Consider the following 14,389-nt stretch of genomic DNA (forward strand, 5'->3'; position numbering starts at 1 on the left):
GGGGCTTGCGGCGTCTGCGCGGTGGGCGCAGGCGCTGCACCGCCCGCAGCGGGCGTGCCCTCGCTGGCGGGCTTGCAGGCGGTCAGCAGCAACAGCGGCAACAGCAGCGCACAGGCGCCGCGCACGAGGCGCACGGTCATGAGGGGTCTCCGGGAAGGTGGGTGTAGAGGTCGCCGACCGGTTGCGCCAGCACGCTGCGCAAGGGTTGACGCAGTTGTTCCAGCGCAGCGGACGCGGCCTGGCCGTAGGCATCGTCGCGGCACGGCAGCGGGCGGTCTTCGATCGGCACGCGCAGCTGGCAGTTTTCGTAGAGTTCGGCCAGCGGCACCACGTCCAGATCGCGCGCCAGCAGCCATTGGCCGCGCTCGTCGCGGCGCAGCAGGCGGATGCGTTTGAGTTCGCACAGCAACTCCTGCATCAGCGTGTCGGTGAGCATCGGCTCCAGCGCCAGGATGCGGTCTTCGTCCAGCCCGTTGCCATGGATGCGTGCCTGGCGGAAACGACCAAGCAGGCGCAGCAGGCCATAGATCTCAAAGCCAGGCGGCAACCGCATCGCTTCGGGCTGGTAGCGAAACGCGGACATCGACGAGGCCAGCGAAGCGCCCAGCAGCACCGACACCCAGCTCAGATAGATCCACAGCAGCAGGATCGGCAGCGCCGACAGTGCGCCGTAGATGCGCTGATAGGTCTGGAAGTTGCCCAGATAGAAGCCGAAGCCCCATTTGACGATCTCCATCAGGATCACCGCCAGCAATGCGCCCGGCAGCGCGTGCCGCAGGCGCACCGCATGCTGCGGCACCACGCGGTAGATCAGCACGATGCAGACGAACTCCACCGCCATCGGCGCCAGCCGCCAGGCGAATTCGGCCAGCCACTGGCCTTCGGTGGTACGGAACAGCGGCAATGCGAACACGTAGGCGGCCATCGCCATCGAAGCCGCCGCCAGCATCGTGCCCAGGGTCAGCACCGTCCAGTAGATCAGGAAGCGGGTCACCTTCGGCCGTGCGGCGGCCACCCGCCAGATGCTGTTGAAGGTCTGCTCGATGCTGTGCAGGGTGATCAGCAGCGAGGCCACCAGCGCGACCATACCGGCCACGGTGAACTTGCCCAGATCTTCCAGCGAACGGTTGAGGTAGTTCTGCACCGAACGCGCCGCGCCGGGCACGAAGTTGTTGAAGATGAAGTCGGTCAGCGCGTCCTTCCATTCGTTGAAGGCCGGAAACGCCGACAACACGCCGAACACCACGATCGCCAGCGGCACCAGCGCGAACACCGTGGTGTAGGCGAGCGAGGCGGCCGCCTGGAACAGGCGGTCATCGAGAAAGCGGCGCCACAGGAAGCGCCCGAAGCTCACGGTCCGCGCGCGGTCGCGCAGCCGTTCCTTCCATTGGTGGAGTTTGTTCACGCGCGACATCGCGCAAGGGTACCCGATGCGCCGTCATCGCGGCCTTGCCGCAGCCGCAGCGTGCAGCGAGGTGGTGGCTTGGCCGATACTGCGGCAACTTACACAGGCGGTGGATGCGCGATGGCGGAGATTCTGGTGCTGTATTACAGCCGTGGCGGTTCGGTGGCGCGGCTGGCGCGGCAGATCGCGCGCGGCATCGGCGAAGTGCCCGGCATGAGCGCGCGGCTGCGCACGGTGCCGCCGGTGGCGGCAGTGACCCAGGCCAGCGCCCCGCCGGTGCCGGACGAGGGCGCGCCGTACGTGGACAAAGCCGATCTGGCCGAGTGCAGCGGGCTGCTGCTGGGCAGCCCGACCCGCTTCGGCAACATGGCCGCGCCGATGAAGCATTTCCTCGATAGCCTGGGCGCCGAATGGGCCAGCGGCACCCTGGCCGGCAAGCCGGCAGGCGTGTTCACCTCCACCGCCGCGATGCACGGCGGCCAGGAATCCACCTTGCTGTCGATGCACCTGCCGCTGCTGCACCACGGCTGCCTGATCGTCGGCATCCCGTTCACCGAGCCGGCGCTCAGCCACACCACCAGCGGCGGCACGCCCTATGGCGCCAGCCATGTCTCCGGCGCCGGCGGCGACCCGCAACCGAGCGAGGACGAAGCCGTGCTGGCGCGTGCGCTGGGCCGGCGGGTGGCCGACATCGCGCGGCGCCTGGCCAGCCCGTGAGCCTGCGCGCCACGCATGGGTTGCTGACCGCCGCGCTGATCGCGCTGACGGTGTTGTTCGTGACCTGGTTTCACGACGACCGCCACCGCGCCGCAGCGCTGCTGGTGTTTGCACTGCCGCCGGCGCTGATGGCCGCGCTGGCGCTGCGCAGCGCGCGCGCGCGTTTCTGGGCCGGCGTGTTCGCGCTGGGCTGGTTCAGTCACGGCGTGATGGCCGCCTGGAGCCAGCCGCAGGCGCGTGCACTGGCGTGGCTGGAAGTGCTGCTGGCCCTGCTTGTGGTGGCACTAGTGGGTGGCCCCGGGATGGCGGCGCGCTTCGGCCGCCCTCGCCCTCCGCGTTGACCCGGCTTGGGCAGCGCACGCGCCGGGGTCGTATCATGACGGCCCTCGCGCGGCCTGCACCGCGCCCGTTTGAAGGACCGGCAGCAATGGAAGACCTCCTGATCGTCACCACCGGTGGCACGATCGACAAGATCTACTTCGACGACAAATCGGACTACCAGATCGGCGACCCGCAGATCGGCCAGATCCTCAAGGAACTGGGCGTGACCTTCCGCTTCTCGGTGATCCCGATCATCCGCAAGGATTCGCTGCACATCACCGATGCCGACCGCGAACTGGTGCGCGCCACCATCGCCGCCCAGCCGACGCGCCACGTGCTGATCACCCACGGCACCGATTCGATGGTGGAAACCGGCAAGGTGCTGCAGTCGATCGCCGACAAGACCATCGTGATGACCGGCGCGCTCAATCCGGCGCGCTTCCGCGGCTCGGATGCCGAGTTCAATATCGGCTGCGCGGTCGGCGCGGTGCAGTCGCTGCCGGCCGGCGTGTACATCGCCATGAACGGGCGCATCTGGAATCCGGAAAAGGTGCGCAAGAACGTCGCCGCCAACCGCTTCGAGTCGCTCTGACGCCATGAGCAAGGCCACCCGCGCGACCAGGGCCCTGGATGCCGCTGGCGTGGCCTATGTGTTGCACCCCTACGTGTACCAGGCCGATGCGGACGCCAAGGGCGTGCAGGCGGCAACCGCCCTCGGGCTGGCGCCGCACACGGTGCTGAAGACACTGATGGCCTGGGTCGACGACCAGGCCGTATGCGTGGTGATCCCGTGCGATCGCCGGGTGTCGTTGAAGAAACTGGCCAGTGCCTGCCACGGCAAGTCGGCGCGCATGATGGAGGTGGCCGATGCCGAGCGTCGCACCGGCTACAAGGTCGGCGGCATCAGCCCGCTCGGGCAACAACGCCAGGCGCCGGTGCTGATCGAAGCCAGCGCACTGGATGCCCCGTCGCTGTGGATCAACGCCGGGCAACGCGGTTTGCTGCTGGAATTGCCGGGCGACGGCATCGTCGCCGCATTGCAGGCGCGGCCCTGCAGTGTCTGCGACTAGACGCGGCGATCCCCGTGCCGCGTGCATGTCGGCTGGCGCCGGCCAGCACCTGGGACATGCAAAAAGTGCCTCCTGCTTGCGGCAGCGATCACGCACGTGCCAGGAAACGTGAGTGGTGCGCCGGTGCCACGTGCCCGACGCGCGATCACGCGCATAGGCCGGGCGCAGCCCTGCACCCACCGGCGCAGGGCCGCGCGCACGTTCAGTACGTGGCCACCAGCGTGACCGCCGAAAATGCCAGCGTGGCCTTGAGCCGCACGTAATACACCCCTGCCGCAGGCGCGGTCAGCGTGCAGCTGTCGGCGTTGCCCACCACCGCGGTACGGCAGCCGTAGGCGGTATCGCTGGGCAATGCGCCGGCGCGCAGCGACAGATCGGCATTGCCGCTGCCTCCGCTGAGCGCCACCCGCAGGCTGCGCGTGCCCGCGGGCACATTGACCTGGTAATACAGCGAACCACCGGTCGCCGCGGCCAGGCCGCTGCGCGCTGCATTGCTGGTCAGGGTGGTCGAGGCGATCACCGCAGCCACCGCACCATCGGCATTGACCAGCCCTGCCCCGCACCCCTGCGGACATGCCACCGGCAATGCACGCGCAGTGCTCTTGAGCATGGCTTCGACGCTGGCCGCACTGAGCGGATTGAGCGCCACCGACTGCATCAACGCCACCACGCCGGCCACGTGCGGCGCCGCCATTGAGGTGCCGCTGTAGACCGCGTAACTGGGATTGCCCGCAGCGGTGGTGCCGCTGTTGAGCGTGGACAGAATCGCCTGGCCGGGAGCGGCGATATCCACGCCCTGGCCGAAGTTGGAAAAACTGGCCTTGGCCCCGGACGACGTGGTCGCGGCCACCGCGATCACGTTCGGGCAATTGGCCGGCACACTGTTGGAGACATCGACATTGCTGTTGCCGGCGGCCACCACCACGCTGGTGCCGCGTGACACCGCGCTGGCGATCGCATTGCTCAAGGTGGTCGAACAGGTGCCGATGCCACCCAGCGACAGGTTGATCACCTTGGCCGGGGTCGGATTGGCCGGCACACCGGACACCGTGCCGCCGGAGGCCCACACGATCGCATCGGCGATATCGGACAGATAGCCGCCGCAACGGCCCAGCACGCGCACCGGCAGCACCTTGGCATTGAATGCCACGCCTGCCGTGCCGGCGCCATTGTTGGCGGCGGCCGCGACGATGCCGGCCACATGGGTGCCATGCCAGCTGGAGCTGGACGCGCTGGCACCGCTGCCGCAGTCGTTGGCCGCGGCCCAGTCGCCCACATCGGCGGCGCTGGTGTCGCGTGCGTTGCCGTCGCGGGCGATGAAGGCGTCGCTGATGAAGTCGTAGCCAGCCAGCACATTGGCCGACAGCTCCGGATGCGTGGTGACGCCGGTATCGATCACGGCCACCACCGCGCCCTTGCCGGTCGCCTTGTCCCAGGCCGGCCGCACGTTGATGCCGGCGGTCGTGGTGCCCAGCGCCCATTGCTCGGACAGGCGGGTGTCATTCGGCACCAGCATCGGACGCATCAGCATGTCCACTTCCACGCGCTTGACCGACGGGTCGGCCGCCAGACGCCGCATCAGCGTTTCCGCATCCACCCGGTCCAGCGCACGGTCGGCCACCAGCAATTGCGGCCCGACGCCTAGCCAGCGCGACGACGACAGGCCGAGCGCGCGCCCGCGCCGCGCCGGCACTGCGCGGGCGATCTCGCGCAGCGAGCCGCTCAGACGCCCGCCACGGTTGCCGGCGCTGCTGTCCTTATAGCTGACGATGAAACGCTGATGGGCCGACGCCGACCCCAGCCCCTGCAGGCTGACATCGCCGGCGAACGCGGGCGCAGTGCCGCACAGTAGTGCACAGGCCAGCGCGACATGGCGTAACCCTTTGAACGATAGATGGTGCATGGATCGACCCCTCCCCAAGATGTCGTGGTGCAAACGCGGGCACAGGTGTGCCGCTTCGCATCGTGGTGAGGCGCGCCGACTGGCGTCGCTGCCCACCTGCCCACGCTATCGACCCGGTACGAGCGGACCTGAGCCGGGATCGCCGGCCAGACGTGGCGAACCATGGGGTCTGTTAAGGCGGCCGATTGAAGGGCAGATGCCGGCGGCGACCGGAACTGCGCCGACCTGCCCTCCCCGTACACCCCAAAAACGCCATTGCCCCGCGTTTTGGCGGGGCAATGGGGATACCAAGCGTGCTGCAGCCACGCTGCATCACGCAGACCGACGCGGTGCCAACGGTCCGGCCGCTGGCACCGCGCGTGGCTTACGGGGTCTGGCTGACGGCACCGGCCGCGTTGACGATGCCGGCACCGCAGCCACCCGAGCAGGCGCCCGGCAGCGGACGGGCGGTGTTCTTCAACAGGGTTTCCACCGCCGCCGGGGTCAGCGGACGGCTGGCCGCCGACTGCACCAGCGCCACCACGCCGGCCACGTGCGGGGCCGCCATCGAGGTCCCGTTGTAGGAAGCGTAGCTGGCGCTGCCCGGGGTGGTGGTGCCGCTGTTGAGCGTGGACAGGATCGCCGAGCCGGGGCCGGAGATGTCGATGGTGCTGCCGAAGTTGGAGAAGCTCGAACGCGCCCCGGCCGAGGTGATCGACGCCACCGAGATCACGTTGGCGCAGCTGGCCGGGGTGAAGTTGGCCACGTTGGCATTGCTGTTGCCGGCCGCCACCACCACCGTGGTGCCGCGCGACACCGCGCCGTTGATGGCGTTCTGGTAGGTGCTGGAGCAGGTGCCGTTGCCGCCCAGCGACATGTTGATCACCTCGGCCGGGTTGGCGTTGGCCGGCACCCCGGACACGGTACCGCCGGACGCCCAGACGATCGCATCGGCGATGTCGGAGGTGGTGCCGCCGCACAGGCCCAGCGCACGCACCGGCACGATGCGCGCATTGAACGCGGTGCCGGCCACGCCGGTGCTGTTGTTGGTGACCGCGGCGATGGTGCCGGCCACGTGGGTGCCATGCCAGCTGGAGTTGGCCGCTGCCACGCCGGAGCCGCATTGGTTGGCAGCGCGCCAGTCGCCCTGGTCGGCCGGATTGCTGTCGCGACCGTTGTTGTCGCGCGCACGTGCCGCGTCGCTGATGAAGTCGTAGCCCGGCAGCACGTTGGCATTGAGGTCCGGATGGCTGGTGATGCCGGTGTCGATCACCGCCACCACCACGCCGGTGCCGGTGGCCGTATCCCAGGCCGGACGCACGTTGATGCTCGAGGCGGTGGTACCGAAGCCCCACTGCTCGGACAGACGGGTGTCGTTGGGGGTCAGCGTCGGATACATGATCTGGTCGACTTCCACGTACTCCACGCTCGGGTCGGCGGCGATCCGGCGCATCAGCGTCTCGGCCTCGGCGCGGTCCAGGCCACGGTCGGTCTTGAGCACTTCCGAGCCCAGCGCGGTGCGACGCACGTGATTCAGGCCCAGCGCACGGCCGGCGCGTGCGGGCACGGCGGTGGCGACCGACTTGAGCGATGCACGCATCGAGGTCGGGCTCACCGCGGCGCTGGAACCGTCCCTGTACTTGACGATGAAGCGATCCAGGGTGGGCTGCGAATCCAGGCCGGAAAGATTGACCTGACCGGCAAACGCCGGCACCGCCAGCAGCGAGGTCAGCGCGGACACACCCAGGACCACCAGCGCGCGCGTGGGCGCACGACGTTGCGACACATTGGACATCGATCGTTCCTTATTTGAGAGGGTGCCGCAGGTGCGGCGAGATGGCCGAACCATCCCCGCGTGCTGCGGATCGGGTCGGGCAGTGCACGGGCGCGTGCGCCCGGCGAGACGACTGACCGATGTCCATTCCGGTCGAGCGGCAACACATCACCGGCGCCTGCCGATGCGGCAGACGTGGGCGATACGTCGCTGATGGGGTAAAGCCGCTCTGCGGCACCGGATCGGCACTGCCCGGCCATGGCCAGGCAGTGCCGACGTGCCTCAGTAGCTGGCGCGCAAGGTCACGCCGGAGAACGTGCTGTATGCCTTGACCCGCACGTAGTACGTGCCCGACGGCGCGCTGATGCTGCAGGTCTCGGCATTGCCGCTGCGGTACGGGCGGCAGGTGTAGGTGGTGTCGGTCGGCGCACTGCCGGCACGCACGTACAGGTCTGCGTCGCCGCTGCCGCCGCTGATCGCCACGGTCAGCGTGCCGCTACCGGCCGGCACCGCGATGGTGTAGTTCAGTTCCGCACCCGTGGCCGCACCCAGTCCGGTGACCGGCGTGCCGTTGGTCAGGGTGTTGCCGGTGCCGCCACCGCCGCCACCGTTGCTGCCACTGATGGCGGCGGTCACCGCCGCATCGGCATTGACGATGCCGGCACCGCAGCCGCCCGAGCAGGCGCCCGGCAGCGCACGCGCGGTGTTCTTCAACAGGGTTTCTACGGCGGCCGGCGTGAGTGCACTCGGCGCGACCGACTGCACCAGCGCGACCACGCCGGCCACGTGCGGCGCCGCCATCGAGGTGCCGTTGTAGGAGGCGTAGCTGGCGCTGCCCGGCGTGGTGGTGCCGCTGTTGAGCGTGGACAGGATCGCCGAGCCCGGCGCCGACACGTCGATCCCGGTGCCGAAGTTGGAATAGCTGGCCTTGGCGCCGGCCGAGGTGGTGGCTGCCACTGCGATCACGTTGGCGCAGTTGGCCGGCAGCGAACCGGACACGTTGACGGAATCGTTGCCCGCCGCCACCACCACCGTGGTGCCGCGCGAGACCGCACCGCTGATCGCGTTCTGCATGGTGGCCGAGCAGGTGCCGCCGCCGCCCAGCGACATGTTGATCACTTCGGCCGGGTTGGCATTGGCCGGCACGCCGCTGACGCTGCCGCCGGACGACCAGACGATGGCGTCGGCGATATCCGACAGCGAACCGCCGCACTTGCCGAGCACGCGCACCGGCACCACCTTGGCGTTGTAGGCAGTGCCCGCCACGCCGGTGGTGTTGTTGGTCACCGCGGCCACTGTGCCGGCCACATGGGTGCCATGCCAGCTGGAAGTGGCGGCGGGAATGCCGGTGCCGCACTCGTTGGCGGCGTACCAGTCGCCTTCGTCGGCGGGATTGCTGTCGCGTCCATTGCCGTCGCGCGCGGTGGTGGCATCGCTGATGAAGTCGTAGCCCGGCAGGATGTTGGCGTTGAGATCGGCATGGGTGGTGATGCCGGTATCGATCACGGCCACCACCACATTGGCGCCGGTGGCCTTGTCCCAGGCCGGGCGGATATTGAGGCCGGCGTTGGTGGTGCCGAAGGCCCACTGCTCGGACAGGCGGGTGTCGTTCGGGGTCAGCGTGGCGTGCAGGATCTGATCCACCTCCACGCTCTGCACGTTGGGGTCGGATGCCAGCTGGCGCATCAGGGTTTCGGCTTCGGCGCGGTCGAGTGCGCGGTCGGTCCTGACCAGCTCCGGTCCCAGCGCCAGGCGGCGCACCGAGTTCAGGCCCAGCGCCTTGCCGGCCTTGGCCGGAACAGCGCGCGCGGCGGTGCGCAGCGACGTGCTCAACGCGGTGGGACTGGCCAGCGCGGTGCTGCCGTCCTTGTAGGTCACGATGAATTTCTGGTGGGTCTGGGCGGTGGCCAGGCCATCCAGATAGACCTCACCGGCAAAGGCCGGGGTCGCCAGCAGCAATGAGGTCAGCGCAGCCGCGCTCAGGATGGTGAGTGCGCGGGGGCACTTGCGGAAAGACTCGTTCGACATCGAATTCCCTTCTAGATCAAAGAGCACCGCCGTGGCGGTGGTAGCCGGTGCCGCCTTCCATAGGTCAGCACCGAGGTCCCGGATCGACCCCCTGTTATCGATCCGTTCAGCGAACCTACCGCACTACAACCAGACTGGACAATAAGAAGTTAGCACTTTCTACAAATCAAATATCAGATTTGTGACACCGTACGGCACCGTTCAGTCAGTTGAAGACATGTTCGGACATGCATAGCCACGCCCCTGCTGCGCTGCGCCCAAAAAAAAGGCCCCTGCGCGACTGCGCAGAGGCCTTTTTTGACGCGATGCGTTGGCTCAGGACAGACGCACCAACCAACCGTGGCGATCCGGGACGCGCCCATATTGGATATCGGTCAGCTCCTGGCGCAGCGACATGGTCACCTCGCCAGCCGGGGCGGACAGATCGCCGACGGCAAAGCCATCGCCCTTCAGCTCGCCGATCGGGGTGACCACGGCGGCGGTGCCGCAGGCGAACACCTCGGTGATCTCGCCCGACGCCACGCCCTGCTTCCACTCGTCGATGGCGACCTTGCGCTCGATCACCTGCATGCCGCGGTCGCGGGCCAGTTGCAGGATGCTGTCGCGGGTGATGCCTTCCAGGATGCTGCCGGACAATTCCGGCGTCACCAGCGTGCCGTCCTTGTAGACCAGGAACACGTTCATGCCGCCCAGCTCTTCGATGTACCTGCCTTCGACCGGGTCCAGGAACAGCACCTGCGAGCAGCCCTGTGCATAGGCCTTCTGCTGCGGCAGCAGCGAGGCGGCGTAGTTGCCGCCGCACTTGGCCGCACCGGTGCCGCCCTTGGCCGCACGTGCGTATTCGGTGGACAACCAGATCGACACCGGCGCCACGCCCTTGGCGAAATACGGACCGGCGGGGCTTGCGATGACGTAGTAAGAGGCCTTGTGCGCGGCACGCACGCCCAGGAATGCCTCGTCGGCGATCATGAACGGGCGGAAATACAGGCTGGTTTCCGGGGCCGACGGGACCCAAACGGCATCCACCGCCACCAGCTGGCGCAGCGATTCGACAAACAGGTCGACCGGCAGTTCCGGCAACGCCAGCCGGCGCGCCGAGCGCTGCAGGCGCTCGCCATTGGCCTGCGGGCGGAAGGTCCAGATCGAACCGTCGGCATGCCGGTAGGCCTTGATGCCTTCGAAGATCTCCTGGCCGTAATGCAGCACCGAGGCGGCCGGATCCAGCTGCAGCGGGCCATAGGCGCGCACCTGCGCGTCATGCCAACCGAGCTCGTTGGTCCAGGAAATGGCGACCATATGGTCGGTGAAATGCAGCCCGAAGCCGGGCGCGGCCAGGATCACGGACAGCTCGTCGGCACTGCGCGGCGACGGGGAACGGGTGGAAGCGAAGGACACGGACACCGGAAGATTCCTGTATGGCGGGCGAAAGGACGCGGCGCCACCTCTTGGACATGGCGCCTGATGATCAGAGCATGCCGGTCTCGAGACGGGCTGCTTCGGACATCATATGCCGGCCCCACGGCGGGTCGAAGACCAGCTCGACGTCGGCTTCGGCAATGGTCGGGATCATCTCCACCTTGCTGCGCACGTCGTCGACCAGGATCTCGCCCATGCCGCAACCGGGGGCGGTGAGGGTCATCTTGACGTCCACCCGGCGCTGATCGTCTTCCTCGCGATGGCTGACCACCGCCTCGTAGACCAGGCCCAGATCGACGATGTTGAACGGGATCTCCGGGTCGAAGCAGGTGCGCAGCTGCTGCCACACCAGCGCCTCCACCTCTTCGTCGCTGGCATCGGCGGGCAGTTCCAGCCCCGGCGGGGCCTCCTTGCCGATCGCATCGCCATCCTTGCCGGCAATGCGGAACAGGTTGCCTTCGACAAAGACGGTATAGCTGCCACCCAGCGCCTGGGTGATATAGCCGTAACTGCCTGCGGGCAGGGTCACCGAATCGCCCTGCGGCACCATGACGGCATCGCAATCGCGTTCGAACTGGACGGGTTCGCTGCTACGGGAATACATGGGCTGGATATGGGGCCGCGGCGGGTGCGCGCAAGTCCGCCATTCTAGCCGACCACGGCAAGGCCGCTGCCGGTTGCCGGATGGAGCCAGCGACGACGCTGCATTCCATCGGCGCGCCCATCACCGCGCAAAGCACGTCGCGCGCCGTATCATGTGCGCACTGTCAGGAGCTCCAATGCCGCCCACCACCGCGTCCGCCAGAACCGCCCACTGGCTCTGGCCCCCGCTCCTGCTGCTGGGATGCGTCACCGCCCTGATCGCCTGGATGCTGATTGCGCTTGCCGCCGGCAACCAGGCCGGCTGGATGGCGGTACTGACGGCCCTGGAAATCGTCTGGATGCTGCGCCTGGGTACGCTGGGCGCCGGCCCGCTGCGCACCGGCGTTGCGGTCGCGGCGACCGCGCTGATCATCGTCGGTGCCAACTGGGGTATCGCTTCGGCGCACCTGGGTGGTGCACTGGGCCTGGATCCGTGGACCTCGGCGCAGAAGATGGGCACCGGGCTGGCCTGGACCCTGCTGCAGCTGGCCAACAACGGTTTCGACCTGCTTTGCTATGCCGCCGCACTGGTCCTGGCGTGGTGGACGGCGCGCTGAGCCAGGCGCGTTTTGTTGCAATCGCCGGCGCACAGATGCGTTGAAGCGGCGGCCGCGCAGCTTCGGGTAACGCTACTGCTACTGGGTGCTATGCGCTTTGTTGCGCTGACGCAGCGATGCCTGGAGAACTGTGCGACTTGGCTACAGGGCCCTTTACCTGGCTGCGGAGCTCTTTACCTGGCTGTGGGGCCCTTGCCCGCCCACCATCGCGGGACACGCCGCAAGTACGTCCCTGTAGGCTCCGGCGCGGCATCCATGCCGCTCAGGGTCCCGCGACGGTGAGCGGGCAAGGACCAGTCGAGATGGTCGGTGTGCATGGCAAGAGCGGTGCTGGATGCGTCCAGTTCGATCATGAAGCATCGGTTGCACGTCTGATGCACACCGCACTACAGACAGCTTTTCAAACAAGGGCCGGCCAACTGCCTGGTGCGGTGTGCTTGCCGGTTGCCGGACCGTATGACGGCATGGATGCCGCCACCGAGCCCCCCATGGATGTGTTCACGTCGTGTCCCGCGAGCGGTGAGGGCGCCGCGCCCTCACTAGCCAGGCTTTTGACTATCTGCAAAAACACCGCTGCGACTTGAGAGCCCGGTGTTTTTCTGAAAGTTCCGCGTCCTGCTCGGGACTGGCTGGACACGGCGAAGAGTTCGACTTGGCCCGGCTGTCCTGCAGCTCCGCTACACGGGCCCAGGTGCTGAGGACGGCGCCGCTTCCACGCATGACGTCACAGACGCATTCACCTGATCCGTCGCACGAGGCCTCAGTGCCCGCCCCCGTCCAGCGCCTTCAGCTCGCTGACCAGCGCACCGGCCGCTTCCGCGCCATCGCCGTACAGCATGCGGGTGTTGTCGGCGTAGAACAGCGCGTTTTCGATGCCGGCAAAGCCGGTGCCCTTGCCGCGCTTGATCACCACCGTGTTCCTCGAATTGACCACGTCCAGGATCGGCATGCCATAGATCGGACTGGCCGGGTCGGTCCTGGCCACCGGGTTGACCACGTCGTTGGCGCCGATCACCAGCGACACATCGGTGCTGGCGAACTCGGGGTTGATGTCGTCCATGTCGGCGATCAGGTCGTAGGGCACGCCGGCTTCGGCCAGCAGCACGTTCATGTGCCCGGGCATGCGCCCGGCGACCGGGTGGATCGCGAACTTCACCTTGACCCCGCGCGCGATCAACCGCTGCGCCAGCTCCCAGATCTTGTGCTGCGCCTGCGCCACCGCCATGCCGTAGCCGGGCACGATCACCACCCGCTCGGCGAACGCCATCATCGCCGCCACGTCGCCGGCCTCGATCGGCTTCTGAGCACCGCCGATCTCCTGCGCCTGGCCGCCGCCACCGAAGTTGGAAAACAGCACGCCGCTGATCGGCCGGTTCATCGCCTTGGCCATCAAGCGGGTCAGCAGGATACCGGCCGCGCCGACCATCATGCCGGCGATGATCAGCGCCTCGTTGCCCAGCACGTAGCCCTCGAACGCCACCGCCAGGCCGGTGAAGGCGTTGTACAGCGAGATCACCACCGGCATGTCGGCGCCGCCGATCGGCAGCGTCATCAGCACGCCCAGCGCCAGCGCCACCACGAAGAAGGCGACGATCGCCAGTGGCTGCAGACTGCTGGCCGCCCAGATGCCGAGCACCAGCACCGCCAGTGCCACCAGCAGATTGACCGCCTGCTGGCCCGCAAAGGTCACCCGGCGGTCGAGCCGGCCATCCAACTTGGCCCAGGCCACGATCGAGCCGGACAGCGACACCGCGCCGATCGCCGAGCCCACCACCGCCAGCACCACGGTGGTGGTATCCGGCCGCCGCGCCGCCAGGTCGGCGATGGCCTGTGCGCTCCAGTGGGTGGTGTCGCGGTTGGCGAAGAAGGCAAAGCGCAGCAACTCCACTGCCCCGATCGCCGCCGCCGAGCCGCCGCCCATGCCGTTGTACAAGGCCACCATCTGCGGCATGTCGGTGATGGCGACCTTCCTGGCCGACCACCACGCCACCCCGGTGCCGATCGCCAGCGCGGCCAGGATCAGCGGCACGTTATGCAGTTCGGGCAGGAAGAACGTCGCCACCGTGGCGATCAGCATGCCCAGCCCGGCCCAGCGGATGCCGCTGCGCGCGGTCAGCGGCGAGGCCATGCGTTGCAGCCCGAGCAGGAACAGGGTCGCCGCGACCAGATAGCTGGACTTCACCAGCCATGCCAGCAACGCGGCGGTGGAGACGTTCATGGCGCGTCCCCGCCCGGCGGCTTCCTGCTGGGCCTGAACATGTCCAGCATCCGCTCGGTCACCACGTAACCGCCGGCCGCATTGCCCGCACCCAGCATCACCGCGACAAATCCCAGCGCCTTTTCCAGCGTGGTGTCGGCATGCCCGAGCACCACCATCGCGCCGATCAGCACGATGCCATGGATGAAGTTGGAACCGGACATCAGCGGGGTATGCAGGATCACCGGCACCCGCGAGATGATCACGTGGCCGGCGATGGCCGCCAGCATGAAGATGTACAGCGCTACGAATCCGTCGCTCATCGTCGCTCGCTCCACTGGCCGGTGTGGCCCGCCGATCATACCCACGCCATGCCTGCC

13 protein-coding genes and 1 pseudogene are annotated in these 14,389 nt (G+C 68.0%); 5 read left to right on the plus strand and 9 right to left on the minus strand.

Annotated elements, in window-relative coordinates; translation table 11 throughout:
* Window positions 1-140: pseudogene (locus EO139_RS20610) on the minus strand (TlpA family protein disulfide reductase); the annotation flags it as partial.
* Window positions 137-1,414, minus strand: coding sequence for a YihY family inner membrane protein (locus EO139_RS20615; protein WP_104582248.1), 1,278 nt, complete (start codon window positions 1,412-1,414; stop codon window positions 137-139). The pseudogene EO139_RS20610 and the gene EO139_RS20615, both read right to left, overlap by 4 nt.
* Window positions 1,415-1,525: 111 nt before the next feature.
* Here EO139_RS20615 and wrbA point away from each other — a divergent pair, with 111 nt between their 5' ends.
* The 4 genes from wrbA to ybaK all read left to right on the plus strand — a co-directional run bounded on the left by wrbA (window position 1,526) and on the right by ybaK (window position 3,513).
* Entirely contained in the window at window positions 1,526-2,122 is a 597-nt protein-coding gene (wrbA, locus tag EO139_RS20620; protein ID WP_115676235.1) for an NAD(P)H:quinone oxidoreductase, read from the plus strand.
* Window positions 2,119-2,463, plus strand: coding sequence for a DUF2069 domain-containing protein (locus EO139_RS20625; protein WP_126972291.1), 345 nt, complete (start codon window positions 2,119-2,121; stop codon window positions 2,461-2,463). Before wrbA ends, EO139_RS20625 begins: the two co-directional genes overlap by 4 nt.
* Window positions 2,464-2,549: 86 nt before the next feature.
* Entirely contained in the window at window positions 2,550-3,035 is a 486-nt protein-coding gene (locus tag EO139_RS20630; RefSeq protein ID WP_016900703.1) for an asparaginase domain-containing protein, read from the plus strand.
* A gap of 4 nt (window positions 3,036-3,039) precedes the next feature.
* Window positions 3,040-3,513: a Cys-tRNA(Pro) deacylase gene (gene ybaK, locus EO139_RS20635; protein ID WP_126972293.1), complete on the plus strand. Its 474-nt coding sequence runs from the start codon at window positions 3,040-3,042 to the stop codon at window positions 3,511-3,513.
* A gap of 202 nt (window positions 3,514-3,715) precedes the next feature.
* Here the strand turns inward: ybaK and EO139_RS20640 are convergent, their stop codons facing one another.
* The 5 genes from EO139_RS20640 to sufT all read right to left on the minus strand — a co-directional run bounded on the left by EO139_RS20640 (window position 3,716) and on the right by sufT (window position 11,217).
* Window positions 3,716-5,416 carry a S8 family peptidase gene (locus EO139_RS20640; protein ID WP_104582244.1) on the minus strand — a complete coding sequence of 567 codons (1,701 nt, stop codon included), beginning with the start codon at window positions 5,414-5,416 and terminating at the stop codon, window positions 3,716-3,718.
* A 364-nt stretch (window positions 5,417-5,780) separates the two neighbouring features.
* Complete coding sequence (locus EO139_RS20645) at window positions 5,781-7,190, minus strand: S8 family peptidase (protein ID WP_164739959.1); 1,410 nt, start codon at window positions 7,188-7,190, stop codon at window positions 5,781-5,783.
* Between the two features lie 261 nt (window positions 7,191-7,451).
* Window positions 7,452-9,197 (minus strand): S8 family peptidase, encoded by a 1,746-nt coding sequence (locus EO139_RS20650; RefSeq protein ID WP_104582242.1) that lies wholly within the window; start codon window positions 9,195-9,197, stop codon window positions 7,452-7,454.
* A gap of 315 nt (window positions 9,198-9,512) precedes the next feature.
* Complete coding sequence (locus EO139_RS20655) at window positions 9,513-10,598, minus strand: branched-chain amino acid aminotransferase (protein ID WP_126972295.1); 1,086 nt, start codon at window positions 10,596-10,598, stop codon at window positions 9,513-9,515.
* Between the two features lie 64 nt (window positions 10,599-10,662).
* Window positions 10,663-11,217: a putative Fe-S cluster assembly protein SufT gene (sufT, locus tag EO139_RS20660; protein ID WP_016900709.1), complete on the minus strand. Its 555-nt coding sequence runs from the start codon at window positions 11,215-11,217 to the stop codon at window positions 10,663-10,665.
* A gap of 175 nt (window positions 11,218-11,392) precedes the next feature.
* Here sufT and EO139_RS20665 point away from each other — a divergent pair, with 175 nt between their 5' ends.
* Window positions 11,393-11,812 (plus strand): hypothetical protein, encoded by a 420-nt coding sequence (locus EO139_RS20665; protein ID WP_126942338.1) that lies wholly within the window; start codon window positions 11,393-11,395, stop codon window positions 11,810-11,812.
* A gap of 760 nt (window positions 11,813-12,572) precedes the next feature.
* On the opposite strand, the gene EO139_RS20675 is transcribed toward EO139_RS20665, so the two are convergent.
* Together EO139_RS20675 and EO139_RS20680 are read right to left on the minus strand one after the other, a co-directional pair.
* On the minus strand, window positions 12,573-14,030 hold the full coding sequence (locus tag EO139_RS20675) for an NAD(P)(+) transhydrogenase (Re/Si-specific) subunit beta (protein WP_126972299.1): 1,458 nt from the start codon (window positions 14,028-14,030) through the stop codon (window positions 12,573-12,575).
* Window positions 14,027-14,332 carry an NAD(P) transhydrogenase subunit alpha gene (locus tag EO139_RS20680; RefSeq protein WP_115676228.1) on the minus strand — a complete coding sequence of 102 codons (306 nt, stop codon included), beginning with the start codon at window positions 14,330-14,332 and terminating at the stop codon, window positions 14,027-14,029. The genes EO139_RS20675 and EO139_RS20680 overlap by 4 nt, the downstream gene beginning before the upstream one ends.
* Between the last annotated feature and the right edge of the window lie 57 nt (window positions 14,333-14,389).

This window comes from Xanthomonas sp. BRIP62411, from assembly GCF_003993525.1.
GTDB classification, from domain to species: Bacteria; Pseudomonadota; Gammaproteobacteria; order Xanthomonadales; family Xanthomonadaceae; genus Xanthomonas; species Xanthomonas euroxanthea.

Bases quoted from the DNA above. Each gene is read 5' to 3' on its own strand.
- EO139_RS20615 (WP_104582248.1), bottom strand. From the start codon at position 1,414: ATGTCGCGCGTGAACAAACTCCACCAATGGAAGGAACGGCTGCGCGAC.
- wrbA (WP_115676235.1), top strand. From the start codon at position 1,526: ATGGCGGAGATTCTGGTGCTGTATTACAGCCGTGGCGGTTCGGTGGCG.
- EO139_RS20630 (WP_016900703.1), top strand. From the start codon at position 2,550: ATGGAAGACCTCCTGATCGTCACCACCGGTGGCACGATCGACAAGATC.
- ybaK (WP_126972293.1), top strand. From the start codon at position 3,040: ATGAGCAAGGCCACCCGCGCGACCAGGGCCCTGGATGCCGCTGGCGTG.
- EO139_RS20640 (WP_104582244.1), bottom strand. From the start codon at position 5,416: ATGCACCATCTATCGTTCAAAGGGTTACGCCATGTCGCGCTGGCCTGT.
- EO139_RS20645 (WP_164739959.1), bottom strand. From the start codon at position 7,190: ATGTCCAATGTGTCGCAACGTCGTGCGCCCACGCGCGCGCTGGTGGTC.
- EO139_RS20650 (WP_104582242.1), bottom strand. From the start codon at position 9,197: ATGTCGAACGAGTCTTTCCGCAAGTGCCCCCGCGCACTCACCATCCTG.
- sufT (WP_016900709.1), bottom strand. From the start codon at position 11,217: ATGTATTCCCGTAGCAGCGAACCCGTCCAGTTCGAACGCGATTGCGAT.
- EO139_RS20665 (WP_126942338.1), top strand. From the start codon at position 11,393: ATGCCGCCCACCACCGCGTCCGCCAGAACCGCCCACTGGCTCTGGCCC.
- EO139_RS20675 (WP_126972299.1), bottom strand. From the start codon at position 14,030: ATGAACGTCTCCACCGCCGCGTTGCTGGCATGGCTGGTGAAGTCCAGC.
- EO139_RS20680 (WP_115676228.1), bottom strand. From the start codon at position 14,332: ATGAGCGACGGATTCGTAGCGCTGTACATCTTCATGCTGGCGGCCATC.